This window comes from Burkholderia sp. Ac-20349 (assembly GCF_017104865.1).
Lineage (GTDB): Bacteria > Pseudomonadota > Gammaproteobacteria > Burkholderiales > Burkholderiaceae > Burkholderia > Burkholderia aenigmatica.
In genome coordinates this window covers 17691-35987 of the sequence record NZ_JAAGPM010000060.1, presented here as the reverse complement: position 1 = coordinate 35987, position 18297 = coordinate 17691, and the positions used below count along the sequence as shown (strand labels likewise).

Below are 18297 nucleotides of genomic sequence, written 5' to 3'. Positions count from 1 at the left end.
GCCTGCCGTGACGTGATTTGACGTGACGATGGACGAAGGGCCGTTCGCTTGCGCGAACGGCCCTTCGTTTTGGTGTCGATGCCAATCGCCCGACTTACCCGGCGGGATGCCCGCCCGCATGCGCGTCGCTGCGCATCGCGTCCACCATCCATCGCAGCGTTTCGTCGAGCGGCGTGACAGGCAGCTCGCCCACCGCGCGCCGCAGCTTGTCGCGCGACCCGCTCAGGCTCTTCACCTCGTTGTGCCGCACGAAACGCGGATCGATCGTCACGTCGATCACGTAGCCGGCGATACGCGACAGCATCGCCAGCACTTCCTTCAGCGAATACGCGCGCTCCGAGCAGACGTTGAACGTCTCGCCGGCCGGCGCGGCTTCGACCAGCTTCAGGTACGCGGCCGTCACGTCGCGCACGTCGGAGAAATCGCGGCTCACGTCGAGATTGCCGAGCGAGATCCGTGGTGCGTTGCGCGCGTAGTGCGCGACGAGCTTCGGCAGCAGGAACGCATCGCTCTGGCCGACACCCGTGTAGTTGAACGGCCGCGCGATCACGATCGGCAGCCGGTCGGCCCACAGCTTCGCCGCGTATTCCATCGCGAGCTTGCTGACCGCGTAGTCGTTCGCCGGGGCGGGCGCGACGGTTTCGTCGAGCACGCCCGCCGTCGAATTGCCGTAGATGTTCGCGCTGCTGGCGAGCAGCACGGCCGACGGGCGGCGGTCGAGGCCCGCAAGCGCGGCCAGCAGGTTCCGCGTGCCGACGATGTTGACCGCGTAAGTCTGCGACGGCTCGTCCTGTGCGACATGCGCGCGGGCGGCGAGATGCACGACCGCATCGGGCCGGGCGTCGGCGGCCGCCGCGCGCATGGCCTCCGCGTCGAGCAGGTCGACCGGCAGCAGCGTGCAGTGCGCGAAGGCCGGATCGTCGGGCTGCGCCACGCCAGGCGCGACCGTGCCCCAGACGTCATAGCCGGCCGCCTGCAGGCGCTCGGCCATGTAGCGGCCCGTGAAGCCCGTCAGGCCCGTGACGAACGCACGGCGCGACGGGCGTCCGGCTTCAGAACGTGTCATGGTGTTGATTCCGCGTCAAATCCGCTTCGACCATCATCTGGCAAAGTTGTTCGAGCGTCGTCTTCGGTTCCCAGCCGAGTTTGCTTTTCGCCTTGTCGGCGCAGCCGATCAGCAGGTCGACCTCGGCAGGGCGGTAGAACTTCGGGTTCACTTCCACGAGCACGTTGCCGTTCGACGCGTCGAGGCCGCGCTCCTGCTCGCCCTTGCCGGTCCATTCGATCTGGTAGCCCGCGGCCGCGAACGCCATCCGCACGAAATCGCGCACGGTCTCGGTGCGGTTGGTCGCGAGCACGTAGGTGTCGGGTTCGTCGGCCTGCAGCATGCGCCACATGCCTTCAACGTACTCGAGCGCGAAGCCCCAGTCGCGCTTCGCGTCGAGGTTGCCGAGCTCGAGGCGGGTCGCCTTGCCGAGCTTGATCTTCGCGATGGTGTCGGTGATCTTGCGCGTGACGAACTCGCGGCCGCGCAGCGGCGATTCGTGGTTGAACAGGATGCCGCTGCTGCCGAACAGGCCGTACGACTCGCGGTAGTTCACCGTCATCCAGTGCGCATACAGCTTCGCGACACCGTACGGGCTGCGCGGATAGAACGAGGTCGCTTCCGTCTGCGGAATCGACTGCACCTTGCCGAACATCTCGGAGGTCGAGGCCTGGTAGAAGCGCGTCTTCGGGCTCACGACGCGGATCGCCTCGAGCAGGTTCAACGGGCCGATGCCGGTCACTTCGGCAGTCGTCGCCGGCTGGTCGAACGACACGCCGACGAAGCTCTGCGCGGCCAGGTTGTACAGCTCGTCCGCCTGCACGCGTTCGAGCAGGCGCAGGCTCGAGCCGGCGTCGGTCAGGTCGTGCTCGACGAGCGAGAGATTCGGGTGCGTGTCGACGCCGAGCTCGGCGATGCGCCAGAAATTCACCGAGCTGGTGCGGCGGTAGGTGCCGGTGACCTCGTAGCCCTTGTCGAGCAGCAGCTTGGTCAGGTAGGCGCCGTCCTGCCCCGAAATCCCGGTAATGATGGCCTTCTTGCGAGTTTGGCTCATGACGTTGTCCTGGTAGAAACGATGGATGATGAAATTCAGGCGGTCGTGCTGGCGGCGGCCGGCAGCACGCGGCGCGCGGGGCCGCGCGTCAGGCGCCGTTCGAAGCCGTACCAGCTCACGGTTGCGTACGCGAGCGTGATCGCAAGCGCCAGCGCGGCCGTGACGAAGCGGTTCAGGTGCAGCGGCCACAGCGCATACAGCACGCTGAGGTGGATCAGGTACACGGTGTAGCTGACGGTGCCCACGTAGACGAGCATCGGGTTCGTCAGCACGCGCTGCACGATGCCGCGGCCGCGCAGGGCGATCACGACGATCGACGTGCACAGCAGCAGCGAGATGCTGTAGAGCGCGGCATTCGACAGCGGCGTGTTCGCGGCGCGAAAGCGCGGGAACGACAGGTGCAGCCAGCCGAGGATCGCGAGCGACACGAGCGCGCCGACGATCGCGAGCGGGTAGAACGGCTCCAGCGCGCGCCGGTCGCGGCGCAGCACGATCGCGAGCAGCGCGCCCGCGGCGAGCAGGTCCATCCGGAACGGCGTCAGGTAGTAGATCGGCCAGAACGAGTCGAACCACGGCGTCGCGATCGCGCGCAGCACGGGCGCGGCGACGATCAGCGCGGCGGCGACCCACAGCAGCGCGCGCTCCGAACACCACAGCACGACGAACGGCCAGAAGATATAGAACTGCTCCTCGACCGCGAGCGACCACAGCACGTTCAGGCTGTCGTGGCCGATGCTGCCGAGCGACAGCCCGATATTGGTCGAGAAGAACGCGAACCATGGCCAGTGCGGCAGCCAGCTCGCGCCGAACAGGATCGTCGACACCACCAGCAGCAGCACGTACGGCGGCAGGATGCGGCGCACGCGGCGTGCGTAGAAGTGGCTGAAGTACGACTGCCCGCGCGCCTTGCGATCGAGCAGGATGCCGGTGATCAGCAGGCCGCTCAGCACGAAGAACAGGTCGACACCCATCCAGAGCGGCGCCTTCAGCGCGTGCTGCAGGAACACGGCGCCCACCGCGATCGCGCGCAGCCCGTCGAGCTGCACGATACGGCCGTGTTGCGGCGGGGTGAGGTTCGCGGGTCGCGAGATGCCCGTCATCGCGCCGCTCCTTCGCGACGCGCGGCGTGAGCCGGGGCGTGTCGCACATCCGATGCGTAAACGTGAACGTAATGCATGCCATTAAATGAAATATCGAATCGAAATCGATTCTAGGGAAAAGAAATCGGTAAAAAAACGCGCGTCATTTATCTGATGGAAAACATTCAAATGCCGATTATTCCGGTCGCGGAATGAAAGGTTGCCGCCCGGACAGCCCCGGCAGGCGGCGCAAAGCGGCATTTTCTACGGGCTGGAAAGCGAAAGGCGGTCGTTATTGCCGCTTTTGAGTGTTTTTTCGACCCTGTTCCGGCTCGATATTTCAGGCGGAAACATCCCCAAATATTTCCAAATTTCTTGTGATTATTTTTGCTTGTAACCTGCATCGCGACGTTTGAAACCCACACGCGACAGGACGGTCGGGCGGCCATGCGCCGCGGTCCCGGTCGCTTATGCATCGAGTCTGGAGAAGCGCATTGCGACGTCTGATTCTGGTAGGCATGACGGTAGGTGCGGCGCTGCTGGCGAGCGCCGCATCGGCCGAAACGGTGTTGCCCGCGACGACGTCGTGGATCGGCAACACGTTCGGCTATGGCGACGGCAGCTGGACGCAGATCGACATCCGCGCGATCGCGGTGACGCCTGAAGGCAAGGTGTATACGAATGCGCCGTGGGACGAGAGCGGGGCCGAGGCGAGTGTCTACCAGGACGGGAAGATGCTCGGCTTCGCCGGCGGCACGCACGGCTGGGGCAACCTCGGCGGCAGCGCGATCGCCGTGAACAGCAAGTATGTGTACGTCGCGATCGGTGTCGGCAACGAGCGCGGCCACCTGCAGTCGCCCGGCATCTGGCCGGACAAGGGCAAGCAGTGGTTCGGCATCTCGCGCCGCACGATCGGCGACATGAAGCAGCCCGCGCCGTTCCGCGCGGCGCCGCAGGTGGCGCCCGGCGGACGTGCCGATGCCGGCCGCGCGCGGATGGCCGCGAGCTTCATGATGATGAACGAGGTGCCGGCGCCCGCGCGCTCGGAAGTGGGCGAGCAGAAGGCGGAAGTCGGCGGCCTCGCGGCCGACGACAAGACGCTGTTCGCGACGAATCCGTCGCGCGACGCGGTGGACGTGTACGACGCGGAGACGATGCAGCAGAAGGGCACGTGGAGCGTCCATGAGCCGGGCCGCATCGCGCTCGCGGGCGACGGCACGCTGTGGCTGCTCACGGACACGATCAACGGGCCCGCGCACCTGGTGCACGTGCGTGCCGACGGCCGCAAGCTCGACGACGCGCCCGCGCTGCCGGAAGGCACCGATGCGGTGGACGTGGCCGTCGACGCGAAAGGGCGCGTACTGATCGCGGACAACGGGCCGCGCCAGCAGATCCTGATCTTCTCGAAAGGCGGCAAGGGCTATGCGCAGTCGGGCACGCTCGGCGAGCGCGGCGGCATTTTCGCGGGCCCGGTGCCGGGCCGGCCGGGGCCGCAGCGTTTCAACGGGCTGACGGGCGTCGGCGTCGACCGTGCGGGCAACATCTATGTATCGATGAACGGCATCGGGCCGCGTCACGCCACGATCGGCGCAGGGCTCGGCGCGGTGCTCGACAGCTACACGCCCGACGGCAAGCAGCGCTGGCAGGTGCAGGGGCTGCTGTTCGTCGATGGCGCATGGCTCGACCCGGCGCGGCCGAACAGCGTGTACACGGGCAACAAGCGCTTCGAGCTCGACCTGTCGAAGCCGCCGGGCCAGGACTGGAAATACGTCGGCTTCCTGTCGAACCGCTTCAAGTATCCGGACGACCCGGTGTTCCATACGGACCAGTGGCCCGGCATGCCGATCGCGCGTCGCCTCGACGGCCGCACGTTCCTGTACCTGACCGACATGTACGCCGATCACCTGAAGATCTACCGCTTCGACGCGAAGCGCGACGGCGAAGTCGCGATTCCGTCCGGGCTGATCGCGGGCCGTGCGCGGCCGGTCGACAACGTGCCGAACAAGCCGCCGGGCGGCGACTGGCTGTGGCGCGATGCGAACGGCAACGGCCGGCTGGATGCCGACGAGTTCACGATCAACACGACCGGCAAGGCGAAGGCGGGCGGCTGGGGCTGGTGGGTCGACACGAAGGGCGACATCTGGCGCACCAGCGACGTGCGCGGGATCCACCGCTTCCAGTACGGCGGCGTCGACAAGGCCGGCAACCCGATCTACTCGTATGACAAGGTCACGACCTACCCGATGCCGCAGCCGTTCACGCAGCTGCGCCGCTCGATCTACGACGCGCAGACGGACACGCTGTACGTGACCGGTTACACGGCCGACGCACCGCCGCAGCCGGGTATCAACAAGGAAGTGGGGCGCGTGCTGGTGCGCTTCGACAAGTGGTCGACGGGTTCGCCGGTCGTGCGCTACCAGGTCGCGCTGCCGTGGCAGCTCGACGCGAAGCCGATCTTCGACCTGATCGGGCTCACGGCCGAGGGCCGTTACCTGTTCGGGGTGGAGCCGGTCGGCAAGATCCACGTGTACGACAAGGAAACCGGCAAGGAAGTGGGCGTGATGAGCCCGGGCACCGAGGTCGGCAAGGCATCCGGCTGGGTCGACGTGCCATTCGGCATCAGCGCATTCCGTCGCGAGAACGGCGAGTACCTCGTGTTCGTCGAGGAAGACGCGCGCGGCAAGGTGCTGATGTATCGCTGGAAACCGTGACGAGCGGTGTCACACAAGGCAGAAGCATGGACAAAGGCATACTCAAGAACGTTTCGATCAACTTCATCGGGCTGATCCTGCCGACCTTCGTGTCGCTGGTGACGGTGCCCGCCTATATCCACGCGCTCGGCGTCGAACGCTACGGCGTCGTCAGCCTCGTGTGGACGCTGATCGGCTATTTCGGGATCCTCGATCTCGGGATGAGCATGGCGGCGCAGAACCACATCTCGAAGGCGCTCGCGAGCGGCAACGCCGACGAAAGCGCACGCGTGTTCTGGAGCGCGTTCTGGCTGAACCTCGGCACCGGCATCGTGGGCGGGCTGCTGATCTATTTCGGCGCGTTCATCTATACCGCGTACTTCACGAAGGTGTCGGCGGCGATGCAGCACGAGGTGTATCTCGCGCTGCCGTGGCTTGCGCTCGCGATTCCGCTCGCGAACGTGTCGTGGGTGTTCGCCGGCGCGATCAACGGCGCCGAACGCTTTGGCGTGTTCAACACGAACCAGACGATCGGCACGTTTCTGTTCCAGCTGTTGCCGCTCGGCGCCGCGTGGTGGATCGCGCCGAACCTGCAGACGGTGCTCGCCGCGGCGGTCGTCGCGCGCCTGGTCGCGGCGGTGATGCTCGGCCACGCCAGCATCAAGGTGCTCGGGATCCGGCGCATCGATCCGCCGCAGTGGGGCACCGCGAAAGGGCTGTTCAACTTCGGCGGCTGGATGCTGATCGCGAGCACGACGAGCATGATCGCCGACACGCTCGACCGCGTGATGCTCGGCGCCGGCATGGGCGCGAAGTTCGTCACTTACTACACGGTGCCGCAGAACCTCGTCACGCGCCTGAACATGCTGCCGAACGCGCTCGTGCGCACGCTGTTCCCGCGCCTGTCGGCCGTCGGTCGAGACCACGCGGACACGCTTGCGCGCCAGTCGCTCGAATTCCTGAACGGCGTGTTCACGCCGGTCGGCATCGTCGCGATCTTCGCGCTCGCGCCGTTCCTCACGTTGTGGGTCGGCTCGGATCTCGCCGCCCATTCGGCGCCGGTCGGCCGCGTGCTGGTGATCAGCGTGTGGCTGGTCGGCCAGGCGAGCGTCACGCGGATCCTGATCCAGTCGCAGGTCAACCCGGCCCGCGCGGCGTTCGCCGGGCTCGTCGAGATGCCGTTCTTCGTCGGCGGCCTGTGGTACGGCATCCATCACTTCGGGCTGATCGGCGCGGCGGTGGTCGTCGCGGCGCGCGCGCTCGTCGACTACGGCGTGCTGCTGTATCTGTCGGCGATCCGGATGCGCGCGATCGTGCTCGACATGCTCGCGCATCTCGCATTCCTGCTGGCGAGCCTGTTTCTGGCGCAAGCGTGGCCGGGGCTCGTCGAGTCGATCGGCATGTGCGCGGTCGTGCTGCTGTTGAATGTTGCGTGGTCGCTCACGATGACACCGGGGTTGCGTGCGCTGGTGCGCGACCTGTTCGTCCGTCTCAATGCGAGGAAAACTGCTTGACGTCCTCCCCCAACTAACGGCGGGAGATTCCCACACCTGGCGATGCACGTCCGCATCGGAGAATGTTCAAAGCAGCGTTGGTATCACGATCATGTACGACACCACAGTCACCGCATGCCCACTCTCTTATTCGCAGTCCCGCGATACCTTTCGGCCGCGTTGTGCTGTCTTTCGACCCGCACGCCGAACAGGACTGGGTAGAACCGCTTTCGTCGACTTCCTCGAACGTGGCTCCGTGCGCGATCGCCTTGTAGCGGAGCTTGTTTCGGAAGGACGACCAGGCTGCGTCGTAGACGCTCTTCGCCATCCTGGTTCTGGCGAGCGTGGCAGCCGACACGTTGCCGACCGCGATGTAGTCGAAGCGTCTAATCAGATCGAGCGCGAGCTTGTGCTGGAAATCAGCCCGGGCATTCACAACTTTGGCGTGCAGCTTCGCGATATGCCGCTTGTGCTTTCGCGCGCGTTGGGCTTTCGCCAGCTTTTCGGCCGCACGGTGACCAAACCGGTCGTTGGGCAGCTTTTCGCCGGTCGAAAGTGTGGCGAAATCTTTCAGGCCGAGATCGATACCCACGCCGGCACCGATCGGGCGCGCCCGGACATCGGGCATTTCGATCGCGATATTCAGGAACCAGTTGCCGCGCGCGTCCTGTGCGAAATTGGTTCCGTCCTTGATCTTGCCGTCGGGAAGCGGGCGACTGTTGAACACGCGAAAGGTATTGCCGGCAAAGCGAAACGCGTCACCCTCACGCTTCAGGTCGCGGCCCTTCAGAGGCACCCAGCCAAGCGATTTCTTGCCGCGATAACGCAGGTAAGGCCGACGGTATTGGTTGCGCGACTTCGCGAATTGCTCGCACGTTGCGTTGACGGTGCCCGAGTGGATACCGAGCTCCTTGCTGCTACCGGTCGTCAGCACGTTCAGGTCGAAACCCGTCGGCCACTTCTTGCGCCACTTGAGCGCGTGCTTTTGCGTGTCATTGCAGAAGTTCCAGACGTAGTTCACCGCACGGCTCTGCTTGTTAAGCAGTCCGTTAAGCGATTTCACCCGGTAGCGGTAGACAAGAATCATACCGGTCACTCTAACGTTGGATTGCCGCCTGTCAACGGCACTCCGTTCCTTCCCGCCATCAATGGCAGGGTTTCATGGAGCGACTGATGAATCGCGATCTGGCGGAACACGCCGTATTGAATCTCGCCACCGCCGATGCGGCCGTGGCCGAAGCGGGCGACGCCGCCGCGCTGCGCCGGTCCGTGCCGGCCGAACGCGCCGGCGCGCGCCATGCGTCGCGCACGCTGCGCGTGGCGATCGTCCACGACTGGCTCGTCACCTATGCGGGCGCCGAGCGCGTGCTCGAACAGATCGTCGCGTGCTTTCCCGACGCCGACCTGTTCAGCCTCGTCGATTTCCTCGACGATCGCGCGTTCGTGCGCGGCAAGCCGGTGACGACATCGTTCATCCAGAAGCTGCCGTTCGCGCGCACCAAGTACCGCAGCTACCTGCCGCTGATGCCGCTCGCAATCGAGCAGCTCGACGTATCGGAGTACGACCTGGTGATCTCGAGCAGTCACGCGGTCGCGAAGGGCGTGCTGACTGGGCCGGATCAGGTGCATATCAGCTACGTGCATTCGCCGATCCGCTACGCGTGGGACCTGCAGCACCAGTACCTGGAACAGTCGAACCTCACGCACGGGCCGAAATCGCTGCTCGCGCGGATGATCCTGCATTACATCCGCAACTGGGACACGCGTACCGCGAACGCTGTGGACGGCTTCGTCGCGAACTCCGCGTTCATCGCGCGGCGCATCAAGAAGGTCTATCACCGCGACGCGGCGGTGATCTTCCCGCCGGTCGACGTCGACGCGTTTTCGCTGAATGCGGAGAAGGAGGACTTCTACCTGACCGCGTCGCGGATGGTGCCGTACAAGAAGATCGACCTGATCGTCGAGGCATTCTCGCGCACGCCGGAACGCAAGCTCGTCGTGATCGGCGACGGCCCCGAGATGCAGAAGATCCGCGCGAAGGCCGGCCCGAACGTCGAGATCATGGGCTACCAGCCGTTCGCGGTGCTGCACGACCGGATGCGGCGCGCGAAGGCGTTCGTGTTCGCGGCCGAGGAGGATTTCGGGATCTCGGTCGTCGAGGCGCAGGCGTGCGGCACGCCGGTGATCGCGTACGGCAAGGGCGGTGCGCTCGAAACCGTGCTCGATCCGCAATCGAACCTGAACCCGACCGGGCTCTTTTTCGAAGAACAGACGCCGCACGCGATCGTCGCGGCCGTCGACGATTTCGAGCGCGCGCCGCAGCGCTTCACGCCGAACGCATGCCGCACGAATGCGGAGCGATTTTCTGCCGATAAATTCCGCCGGCGCTTTCTTGATTATGTGGAAGCGGCGCTGCCCGGCTCGACCGCGCAGCGCGGCACGGCCATCGCGCCGATGCCGGCCGCGCGCGGCCCGGCGACGCTCGTGCTCGACCAGAGCGGTGTGCTCGGCGGCGCCGAGCTGTCGCTGCTCGAGATCATGAAGCACATGCGCGCGAACGCCGACGTGCTGCTGTTCGACGACGGCCCGTTCCGCGCGGCGCTCGACGAGATCGGCGCGCGCGTCGATGTGGTCGACCAGGGCGCGCTCGCGGGCGTGCGCAAGCAGGGCGGCGTGTCGGTCGGCGCGGTGAAACAGCTCGTGCGGCTGGTGCGCGACGTCGCGCGGCGCGCGCGCCGCGCCGAGGTGATCTACGCGAACACGCAGCGCGCGATGGTGGTCGCCGCACTGGCCGGGCGGCTCGCCCGCAAGCCGGTGGTGTGGCACCTGCGCGACATCGTCAGCACCGACCATTTCGGCAGCAAGCAGTTGCTGGCGATCAAGTACTGCGCGCGGCTCGGCGTCGCGCGCGTGATCGCGAATTCCGACGCGTCCGCGCAGGCGTTCCGCGCGCTGACGGGCTTCACGCCGCAGCACGTCGACGTCGTGTTCAACGGCATTTCGGCCGAACCGTTCGACGCGCTGGAAGGCGTCAGCCAGGCCGCGCTGCGCGCGCGGCTGGGGTTGCCCGAGCACGCGTGGCTCGTCGGCTCGTTCAGCCGCCTCGCGCACTGGAAGGGGCAGCACGTGCTGCTGGAGGCCGCCGCGCGGCATCCCGACATGCACGTGGTGCTGGTGGGCGCGCCGCTGTTCGGCGAGGACGAATATGCCGCGCAGTTGCGCGAATACGTCGCGCGGCACGGGATGGGCGGGCGCGTGCATTTCCTCGGGTTCCAGCGCGACGTGGCCGCGTGCATGACGGCGGTCGATGTCGTCGCGCACACGTCGATCACGCCGGAGCCGTTCGGGCGCGTGATCGTCGAGGGGATGCTCGCGCGCCGGCCGGTCGTCGCAGCCCGTGCGGGCGGCGTCGTCGAGATCATCGAGGACGGCGACAACGGGCTGCTCTGCGCGCCGGGCGATGCGACCGCGCTGGCCGATGCGCTGGATACGCTGAAGCGCGACGGCGCGCTGCGCGAGCGGCTCGTCGCAAGCGGGCGCGCGACGGCGGTACGCCGGTTCGGCACCGAAACCTACGTGGAGCGGGTCGAGAAGATCCTCGCGGATACGGCGAAGGCCGCGAAGGCGAAGAAGCAGTAGCCGGCGCGAGCCGGCGGGAAATTGGCCCTCATGCGGCGGTGTGCTGCGTGGGGGCTTTGTTTTTTGGCGCCGGGGGCCTTTGTCGGGCGGGTGGTGGGCAGGTTGTCGCGTGCGGTGTAGGGCGCGTGCTTGACCGGTCATCGGTTGGAGGGGAGCGGTTGGTGACGCGAGAGGGCGATGCCAAGAGGCGATGCCAGAAGGTGATGCCAGAAGGTGACGCCAGAAGGCGATGCCAGAAGGCGATGCCAGAAGGCGATGCCAGAAGGCGATGCCAGAAGGCGATGCCCAGGCAGTCCCGGTGGTGAAAGTCGGTCGAGGACGGCTCATGCGGGCTGTGGCGCGGCCCGATGCCGGAAGGCTATCCCATCCGCCAACCCGGCATACCAACGCGCTCAGGCCATGAAAAAGCCCCCGCGCAGCGGGACGCCGCGCGGGGGCTCGGGAAAGCGGACCTGTCGGGTCAGATGGCCCGTTCGGGCGCCGGCGTGACGACGTGGGCGGGGCGGGTCGGCTTGAAGCTGGCCGACCACGTCATCGCGGGCCGTTCGAACATCCGGTAGAACAGGTACGCGACCGGGATCGCGGCGGCCATGAACGCGAACGACGGCCAGATCGACAGCTGCAGCTCGGAATGGAACAGCACCGAGCCGAGGCAGACGAACAGCGGCAGGTGGATCAGGTACAGCGAGTAGCTGAAGTCGCCGAACCAGCTCAGCACGCGCAGCGGCGGCGTCGGCCGCGGCGGGCGGGCAAGCGCGCGGTACAGGAAGCACGCGAAGCCGGCCGACCAAAGCTGGAACGCGCCGTACTGGCCGAAATGGAACGCGCCGCAGCCGGCGGCGAGCAGCACGGCGGCCGCGCCGTACCACGCGCGCGACGGCACGGTGGCCGCGCCGCGCGCCTGCTGCGCGCGCACGTCGGCGATCCACGCGCCGATCGTCCAGGACAGCCAGTACGACGTGAAGAACTGCAGGTCATGCCGTTCGAGCAGCCACGCCGACGCGACGTTGACGAGCGCGACCGCGGCCACGACCGCCGGCATGCCGATGCGCCGGCGGATCGCGAACAGCAGCGGATAGATCGCGTAGAACTGCACTTCGAGCGACAGCGTCCACAGCGCGCCGTTCGACCCGTACGTGTAGCCGGCGACGCCCTGCAGCGAGAACAGGTTCACGAGGAACGCGATCAGGCCGACGTCGCGGATCTTGTGGCTGACCGGCTCGATTTGCAGGCTGACCGAGTCGAGCGCGAGCGTAAACAGCAGCGCGGCGAGCAGCACCGGGTAGATGCGCGCGAACCGACGCACCCAGAAGTTCGGTGCGTCGAGCCGGTACGCGGGATTGGCCGAGAGCTTGAGCGCCGCGTTGCGGTGGATGCAGTAGCCGCTGATCACGAAGAAGATCGGCACGCCGGCAGAGCCCCACGCGAACGGGAAGGTCAGGTAGCCGGCGATTGCGCTCGGCGTAAGCGCATGACCGTAAGCGTGATGGAAGCTCTGCATGCCGACCCAGACGACCTGGCGGCAGTGGAAATAGGCGACGAGCAACGCCGCGAAGCCGCGCATCGCGTCGATCACGTGTTCCTTGTGATCGGCGACGGGCGGCGCGGTCAGAGACGATCCGCTGAAAGCTTGCATGCGATTCGATTCCTTGCGACGGATGGACGGGAAGTTTCATCCAATCGTAATGCGCAAGAATTCGATCAATGAATAAAAAAATCTCGCCGGGAAATATCGGAATTCCACATCATGGTTTTATCGCGTTCCGAAAGCGGTTCCGCGAGGCGGGTCAATTATTTGCCGATTTTTTTCTGATAGTTTGAAGCTCCAGTTGATTGATGCAAGGAGCGGCAAGATGGACATGCATTGGATCGCGAGCGCTGCAGTACTGCTGGTCATGGCCGTGCTGTCGGCGTACCGCGAGGCGCTGAAGAACGAACCGATTCGCCCGGGTCTCGAACGGGGCGGCGTGCCCTATATCGAGGAATTCGAATCGTAAGAATTTGTATCTGGAAAATCGGTAATTTGTTTCTGCTTCGATACTCGGTTCGGCAATATCGACCGGGTTGAAGGGATTATATTTTTTCCGGAATCATTGGGCAATCAGTCCATATCGAAAATGAGCGGAGTCGAATTGGCAGTACCGTCGATTCTCGATATGCCGTTCGGAACACAATCGCGCCGGGTCGCTGGTCGACGCGGCGTAGTCAACGCAATCAGGATGCGAACATGTTGAAAGTCACCAAGGCCGTGTTCCCCGTTGCCGGTCTCGGCACGCGGTTCCTCCCGGCAACGAAGGCGAGCCCGAAGGAAATGCTGCCCGTCGTCGACAAGCCGCTGATTCAGTACGCGGTCGAGGAAGCGATCAACGCCGGTATCACCGAGATGATCTTCGTCACCGGGCGCAGCAAGCGCGCGATCGAAGATCACTTCGACAAGTCGTACGAGATCGAGGCCGAGCTCGAGGCGCGCGGCAAGGAAAAGCTGCTCGAGCTCGTGCGCGGCATCAAGCCGAGCAACGTCAACTGCTTCTACGTGCGCCAGCCGGAAGCGCTCGGCCTCGGCCACGCGGTGCTGTGCGCAGAGAAGCTGGTGCACGGCGAGCCGTTCGCGGTGATCCTCGCCGACGACCTGCTGCACGGCGAGCAGCCGGTGCTGAAGCAGCTCGTCGACGTGTTCGACCACTATCACAGCTCGGTGATCGGGGTCGAGACGATCGCGCGCGAGGACAGCCGTTCGTACGGCGTCGTCGAAGGCCGCGAATGGGAAGAGGACGTCATCAAGCTGTCGGGCATCATCGAGAAGCCGGCACCCGAGGATGCGCCGTCGAATCTCGGCGTGGTCGGCCGCTACGTGTTCATGCCGACGATCTTCGATCACCTGCGCAAGCTCAAGCCGGGCGCCGGCGGCGAGCTGCAGCTGACCGATGCGGTCCAGTCGCTGCTCGCGAACGAGCAGGTGCTCGCGTATCGCTACTTCGGCACGCGCTTCGACTGCGGCAGCAAGATCGGCTATCTCAAGGCCACCGTCGAGCTCGCGCTCCAGCATCCGGAAGTGAGCCGCGAATTCGAGGCCTACCTGCGTACCTGCTTGCCCGCGCTGGCTGCTGTCGCCTAAGCAGCCGCGCGCTCCGTTGTTTCAGGTGGTGGTTGTTCCGTTGGCCCCGGCCGCTCGCGCGCCGGGGCTTTTTTGCGTGTGCCGGTGCCGGGTGCGTGATCGTGGTGCGCGCCGTCGGCGAGTTTGCGGTGGCGGGTTTGCTTCGAGAGCGGAGCGGGGCGCTCCGACAAGAACGGGCGCAACGTCTGAAACCGGTGCCGCGGCGATCGACCGGATCGGCGGTTCGGTTGCGCGATGCGCACCGACAGTCGTGACCGCACGGATTCTGTCGGCGCCGATCGACGGCGCGACGCCACGTCTCATTGGCCGAGTGTCAGCTTCCGCGCGTGGCCAGAACCGCGTTTTTCCGTTCGACTGTTGCCGCGTCCGTGCAGCGTTCAACGCGCCGAGGTGCTTGGCCGCCCGACGAAATGCCGGGCCAGTGTCGCGGCAACCGGTTTCTTGAAGTCGAGCAGCCGCTTTATGACGCGACGCCGCGTCTCGTCCGCCGAGTGTTGGCTCCCGGTTGTGGCCTGAATCACGGTTTCCCCGTTCGATCGTTGCCACATCCGTGCAGCGCTCAACGCGCCGACGTGCTCGGCCGCGCGACGAAATGCCGGGCCAGCCTCGCGGCAACCGGTTTCTTGAAGTCGAGCAGCCGCTTTTCAAGATAGCGCCAGGACAGGTGCGCGAGCAGCACGGCGAGCGCGAACTGCAGCATCTCGGATAGCGCTTCGCGGGCGATTTCCGGAATGGCCACGTGCGCGACGTGTGCGGGCAGCAGGCCGAAGCGCGCCGGAATCAGGTTGTGGAACAGGTAGAAGCCGTAGCTGATCGTGCCGAGATAGACGAGCGGCGCCCAGTCGAGCAGCGCCACGACGGGATGCTCGGGTTCGCTGACGATCCACAGCAGCAGCGCGCCGAGCGATGCGGACAGGCCGAGATCCGCGAGCCCCGCGATCGCGTCGGGCAATGCCGTGCAAGCGGGCAGCACGAGGAAGAACACGACGCCTGCGGCGCCGAGCCAGCCGGGCGGAATCCGCCGCAGGGCGGCCGCGCCGCGATCGGCGAGCGCCATCGCGCCGACGCCGCCGAGCGCGATCAGCGCGAAATTCCACGGCGAAAACGCATAGATCAGCACCGGCGACGCGTCGGACAGGTAGAGCGCGAGATGCGCGACCGCGCACAGCGCGACGGCCGCGATGCCGAGCGCGACATGTCGCGCGGCGGGCACCGCGAGCAGCGCGAGCGGTGCGATCAGATAGAACTGCTGTTCAACCGCGAGGCTCCAGAAGTGCGACGTGGAACCCGGCCAGCCGTCCTTGACGACGCCGATCCAGTAATTCGACAGGAACACCGCGTGCCACGCGAGCCCGAGGTTGACGCCGCGCTGGTAGAACAGCGTGTGCGCGATCGCGAGCGCGGCGAGCAGCAGGTAATACACGGGAAAGATCCGCAGCGCGCGCTTCGCGAGGAACAGCGCGAACGCATGGCGGCGCGTCATGGTGCCGCACTCGACCGCCTGACGATTGCGATGCAACTCGCCGACGATCAGGAATCCGCTGATGAGGAAAAACGTCCACACGCCAAGCTTGCCGACGTCGACGGCAAGGACATGGCCCTTGTGGGACAGGAAAACGAGGATGACGGCGAGGGCTCGCAGGCCGTCGAGTCCTTTGACGTATCTGGCTTCGCGCATGGCGGCATCCGGGCATTGAGCGAGCCCAGTATAGGTGCGCAAATATCGAACGTAATTCGCATTTGGGTGCCTACGTGAAGGCGTTTTTTGATGCTGGAGCGTCGATGAAATCGGTCGCATGCAAAAAAACCTGCGGGAAACCCCGCGAAAACGCACAAAAGTACTCCACGAAGCGTCAAGGCGCTTGTAGAATCCGGCGTTGAAGCGCGCGCGTTGCACGCTTCGTGTATCCAACGACCACACCTGGTAGGAGAAACATGGCGACTTCCGCAAAAAAGGTGGCCAAGAAGGCTGCCGCACCGGCCACCAAGAAAGTGGCTGCCAAAAAGGCTGCGCCCGCGAAGAAAGTAGTGGCCAAGAAGGTTGTCGCGAAGGCGGCACCGGCCGCTCCGACGCCGCTGAAGGACAAGTTCACGAAGGCATCGCTCGCAACGCACATCGCTGAGCGCGCAGCTGTCGAAGTGAAGGCGGTCAAGGCAGTGCTCGTCGCACTCGAGAACGTCGTGCTGGGCTCGGTCCACAAGAAGGGCGCGGGCGAGTTCACGCTGCCGGGTCTGCTGAAGATCACGGCACAAGTCGTGCCGGCGAAGAAGAAGCGCTTCGGCAAGGATCCGTTCACGGGCGAAGAGCGTTGGTTCCCGGCGAAGCCGGCCAGCGTGCGCGTGAAGGCACGTGCGCTGAAGAAGCTGAAGGACGCAGCAGCGTAATGCTGCGCAACGGCGCCGAATGCATGTCGGCAGCCGTTGCGATGTCCGACGATCCCCGTACGCGAAAGCGTGCGGGGATTTTTATTGCGCTGCGCCAATCGCGCGGCAGCGACCGTGCAGCAGCGCAAGGGCGCATGCCCGTCGACGCGTGATGCACGCGGGATGACGAACGGCAATCCTCGTCCGTGCTCGCGGTCGATCCGTCGCGGCCCGTCACGCTCGCTGCACGGGTTGCGCGACCATCGCGAGACACTCGCATCGTGACTGACTCCATTCCCGACGAAATCGCGGTGCAGGTTGCCGCCGCATGCGACACGATCGAGCGGCATCTCGGCACGACGCTGAAGGCGATCCACCTGTTCGGATCGGCGCTCGATGGTGGACTGAAGCCGCGCAGCGACATCGACCTGCTGGTGACGGTGTCGGCCCGGCCCGACGACTCGACGCGGCGCGCGCTGATGCTCGACCTGCTCGCGGTATCGGCGCCGCCTGGTCGCGCCGGCGGCCTGCGCGCACTGGAAGTGACCGTCGTCGCGCACGATGAAGTCGTGCCGTGGCGTCATCCGGCGCGGCGCGAACTGCAGTTCGGCGAGTGGCTGCGTCTCGATCTCGAAGCCGGTATCGTCGAACCGGCGCTCGTCGATCACGATCTGGCGATCCTGTTGACGAAGGTGCGACAGCACAGCGTCGTGCTGGCCGGCCCGTCGGCCGCCACGCTGCTCGAGCCGGTGCCCGCACTCGATTTTGTCGCCGCGCTGCTGGCGACCGTTGCGCAGTGGGATGCCGAACCCGACTGGCGCGGCGACGAGTGCAACGTGGTGCTCGCGCTCGCGCGCATCTGGTACAGCGCCGCGACCGGCAGGATCGCGCCCAAGGACGTCGCCGCGGCATGGGTGCTGGCGCGCCTGCCGGACACGTACCGGCCGGTCGTAGCGGCGGCGCGCGCCGCCTATCTCGGCGGCGAGGAACACGCGGCGATCCTGTCGGGCGAACCGCTCGCCGCATTCATCGGCTATGCGCGGCGGACCGTCGAATCGATGCTGTCGACGTCGCGACAGATGCCGCGAACGTGATCGGCTTGCGGGCGACACCGATGAGGATCACGAGCCCTTACCCGGCAGCCGCACACGCACACGCATGCCGTCGAGCCGGACGTTTGTCGGCGGCCCGGTGCGTCATCGCGCAGGCGCTGTCGTCGTGCCGCGTGCTTCGTCAGCCCGCCGTACCGGCATAGGCGGCTTTCAGCGCGGTGTCGTCGAGCTTGATCATCTGCATCATCGCGGCGGCCACGCGCGCGGCCTTGACCGTGTCCCGGTCGGACACCATCGGGATCAGCGCTTCCGGAACGATCTGCCACGAGACGCCATAGCGGTCTCGCAGCCAGCCGCAGGCGTCGGCCGTGCCGCCGTTGTCGAGCAGGGCGCTCCAGTAGCGGTCGAGTTCCGCCTGGTCGGCGCAGCTGACCAGCAGCGAGATCGTGTGATTGAACGTCTCGGTGCGCGGGTGGCTCATCGCGAAGAACGGCTGCCCGAACAGCTCGAACTCGACCATCCGCGTGCCGTCGGTGCCGGGCACCGCCGTGACGCGCACGACGCGCGAATCCGGAAAGATGCCCGCATAGAAGGCGGCCGCTTCTTCGGCTTCCGCCGCGTACCAGAGGAAAGGCGTGATCTTCTGAATCGTCATGGCGAATCTCCTGTCTGTATGGGCCGGGGCGCACATCGCGTGCCGACCTCGATACGACGGATGAAAGCCGTCGAAATCGACACGCCGGGGCGAACGGCCGTCGCACCGGAT

General features: G+C 66.0%; 15 protein-coding genes. 8 read left to right on the top strand and 7 right to left on the bottom strand.

Annotated features, from left to right (window positions below; genetic code table 11):
- Positions 1–94 precede the first annotated feature (94 nt).
- The 3 genes from G3N61_RS20385 to G3N61_RS20375 are packed head-to-tail and all read right to left on the bottom strand — an operon-like array spanning position 95 to position 3199.
- Entirely contained in the window at positions 95–1066 is a 972-nt protein-coding gene (locus G3N61_RS20385; protein WP_205823428.1) for an NAD-dependent epimerase/dehydratase family protein, read from the bottom strand.
- Entirely contained in the window at positions 1053–2099 is a 1047-nt protein-coding gene (gene gmd / locus G3N61_RS20380) for a GDP-mannose 4,6-dehydratase (protein WP_043177574.1), read from the bottom strand. Before gmd ends, G3N61_RS20385 begins: the two co-directional genes overlap by 14 nt.
- A gap of 35 nt (positions 2100–2134) precedes the next feature.
- Positions 2135–3199: an acyltransferase gene (locus G3N61_RS20375; protein WP_205823427.1), complete on the bottom strand. Its 1065-nt coding sequence runs from the start codon at positions 3197–3199 to the stop codon at positions 2135–2137.
- A gap of 497 nt (positions 3200–3696) precedes the next feature.
- Here G3N61_RS20375 and G3N61_RS20370 point away from each other — a divergent pair, with 497 nt between their 5' ends.
- Positions 3697–5889, top strand: a complete 2193-nt coding sequence (locus G3N61_RS20370; RefSeq protein ID WP_205823430.1) for a hypothetical protein — start codon at positions 3697–3699, stop codon at positions 5887–5889.
- Positions 5890–5915: 26 nt separating this feature from the next.
- Positions 5916–7382 (top strand): oligosaccharide flippase family protein, encoded by a 1467-nt coding sequence (locus G3N61_RS20365; RefSeq protein WP_043177567.1) that lies wholly within the window; start codon positions 5916–5918, stop codon positions 7380–7382.
- Positions 7383–7395: 13 nt separating this feature from the next.
- On the opposite strand, the gene G3N61_RS20360 is transcribed toward G3N61_RS20365, so the two are convergent.
- Positions 7396–8448: an RNA-guided endonuclease TnpB family protein gene (locus G3N61_RS20360; protein ID WP_043177564.1), complete on the bottom strand. Its 1053-nt coding sequence runs from the start codon at positions 8446–8448 to the stop codon at positions 7396–7398.
- 86 nt (positions 8449–8534) lie between these two features.
- On the opposite strand from G3N61_RS20360, the gene G3N61_RS20355 reads away from it, so the two are divergent.
- On the top strand, positions 8535–11000 hold the full coding sequence (locus G3N61_RS20355; RefSeq protein WP_205823426.1) for a glycosyltransferase family 4 protein: 2466 nt from the start codon (positions 8535–8537) through the stop codon (positions 10998–11000).
- 460 nt (positions 11001–11460) lie between these two features.
- Here G3N61_RS20355 and G3N61_RS20350 read toward each other — a convergent pair whose 3' ends face one another.
- Positions 11461–12636: an acyltransferase gene (locus tag G3N61_RS20350; protein ID WP_205823425.1), complete on the bottom strand. Its 1176-nt coding sequence runs from the start codon at positions 12634–12636 to the stop codon at positions 11461–11463.
- Between the two features lie 217 nt (positions 12637–12853).
- Here G3N61_RS20350 and G3N61_RS20345 point away from each other — a divergent pair, with 217 nt between their 5' ends.
- Entirely contained in the window at positions 12854–12997 is a 144-nt protein-coding gene (locus G3N61_RS20345) for a hypothetical protein (RefSeq protein ID WP_006479318.1), read from the top strand.
- A 230-nt stretch (positions 12998–13227) separates the two neighbouring features.
- Positions 13228–14115 (top strand): UTP--glucose-1-phosphate uridylyltransferase GalU, encoded by an 888-nt coding sequence (galU, locus tag G3N61_RS20340; protein ID WP_034185830.1) that lies wholly within the window; start codon positions 13228–13230, stop codon positions 14113–14115.
- A gap of 559 nt (positions 14116–14674) precedes the next feature.
- On the opposite strand, the gene G3N61_RS20335 is transcribed toward galU, so the two are convergent.
- Entirely contained in the window at positions 14675–15793 is a 1119-nt protein-coding gene (locus tag G3N61_RS20335) for an acyltransferase (RefSeq protein ID WP_205823424.1), read from the bottom strand.
- 257 nt (positions 15794–16050) lie between these two features.
- Between G3N61_RS20335 and G3N61_RS20330 the strand changes: the two genes are divergently transcribed.
- The 3 genes from G3N61_RS20330 (at position 16051) to G3N61_RS20320 (ending at position 17573) form a co-directional block, all read left to right on the top strand.
- Entirely contained in the window at positions 16051–16500 is a 450-nt protein-coding gene (locus G3N61_RS20330) for an HU family DNA-binding protein (RefSeq protein ID WP_011355701.1), read from the top strand.
- Positions 16500–16652, top strand: coding sequence for a hypothetical protein (locus G3N61_RS20325; RefSeq protein ID WP_179258824.1), 153 nt, complete (start codon positions 16500–16502; stop codon positions 16650–16652). The genes G3N61_RS20330 and G3N61_RS20325 overlap by 1 nt, the downstream gene beginning before the upstream one ends.
- A gap of 108 nt (positions 16653–16760) precedes the next feature.
- A complete protein-coding gene (locus G3N61_RS20320) occupies positions 16761–17573 on the top strand; it encodes an AadA family aminoglycoside 3''-O-nucleotidyltransferase (protein WP_205823423.1) in 813 nt (270 codons plus the stop codon).
- Positions 17574–17712: 139 nt separating this feature from the next.
- Here G3N61_RS20320 and G3N61_RS20315 read toward each other — a convergent pair whose 3' ends face one another.
- A complete protein-coding gene (locus G3N61_RS20315; protein WP_205823422.1) occupies positions 17713–18186 on the bottom strand; it encodes a VOC family protein in 474 nt (157 codons plus the stop codon).
- Positions 18187–18297: the final 111 nt, after the last annotated feature.

What these genes read in the sequence shown, in the direction of transcription:
- G3N61_RS20385 (WP_205823428.1), bottom strand. Translation starts at nt 1,066, where the DNA reads ATGACACGTTCTGAAGCCGGACGCCCGTCGCGCCGTGCGTTCGTCACG.
- gmd (WP_043177574.1), bottom strand. Translation starts at nt 2,099, where the DNA reads ATGAGCCAAACTCGCAAGAAGGCCATCATTACCGGGATTTCGGGGCAG.
- G3N61_RS20375 (WP_205823427.1), bottom strand. Translation starts at nt 3,199, where the DNA reads ATGACGGGCATCTCGCGACCCGCGAACCTCACCCCGCCGCAACACGGC.
- G3N61_RS20370 (WP_205823430.1), top strand. Translation starts at nt 3,697, where the DNA reads ATGACGGTAGGTGCGGCGCTGCTGGCGAGCGCCGCATCGGCCGAAACG.
- G3N61_RS20365 (WP_043177567.1), top strand. Translation starts at nt 5,916, where the DNA reads ATGGACAAAGGCATACTCAAGAACGTTTCGATCAACTTCATCGGGCTG.
- G3N61_RS20360 (WP_043177564.1), bottom strand. Translation starts at nt 8,448, where the DNA reads ATGATTCTTGTCTACCGCTACCGGGTGAAATCGCTTAACGGACTGCTT.
- G3N61_RS20355 (WP_205823426.1), top strand. Translation starts at nt 8,535, where the DNA reads ATGAATCGCGATCTGGCGGAACACGCCGTATTGAATCTCGCCACCGCC.
- G3N61_RS20350 (WP_205823425.1), bottom strand. Translation starts at nt 12,636, where the DNA reads ATGCAAGCTTTCAGCGGATCGTCTCTGACCGCGCCGCCCGTCGCCGAT.
- G3N61_RS20345 (WP_006479318.1), top strand. Translation starts at nt 12,854, where the DNA reads ATGGACATGCATTGGATCGCGAGCGCTGCAGTACTGCTGGTCATGGCC.
- galU (WP_034185830.1), top strand. Translation starts at nt 13,228, where the DNA reads ATGTTGAAAGTCACCAAGGCCGTGTTCCCCGTTGCCGGTCTCGGCACG.
- G3N61_RS20335 (WP_205823424.1), bottom strand. Translation starts at nt 15,793, where the DNA reads ATGCGCGAAGCCAGATACGTCAAAGGACTCGACGGCCTGCGAGCCCTC.
- G3N61_RS20330 (WP_011355701.1), top strand. Translation starts at nt 16,051, where the DNA reads ATGGCGACTTCCGCAAAAAAGGTGGCCAAGAAGGCTGCCGCACCGGCC.
- G3N61_RS20325 (WP_179258824.1), top strand. Translation starts at nt 16,500, where the DNA reads ATGCTGCGCAACGGCGCCGAATGCATGTCGGCAGCCGTTGCGATGTCC.
- G3N61_RS20315 (WP_205823422.1), bottom strand. Translation starts at nt 18,186, where the DNA reads ATGACGATTCAGAAGATCACGCCTTTCCTCTGGTACGCGGCGGAAGCC.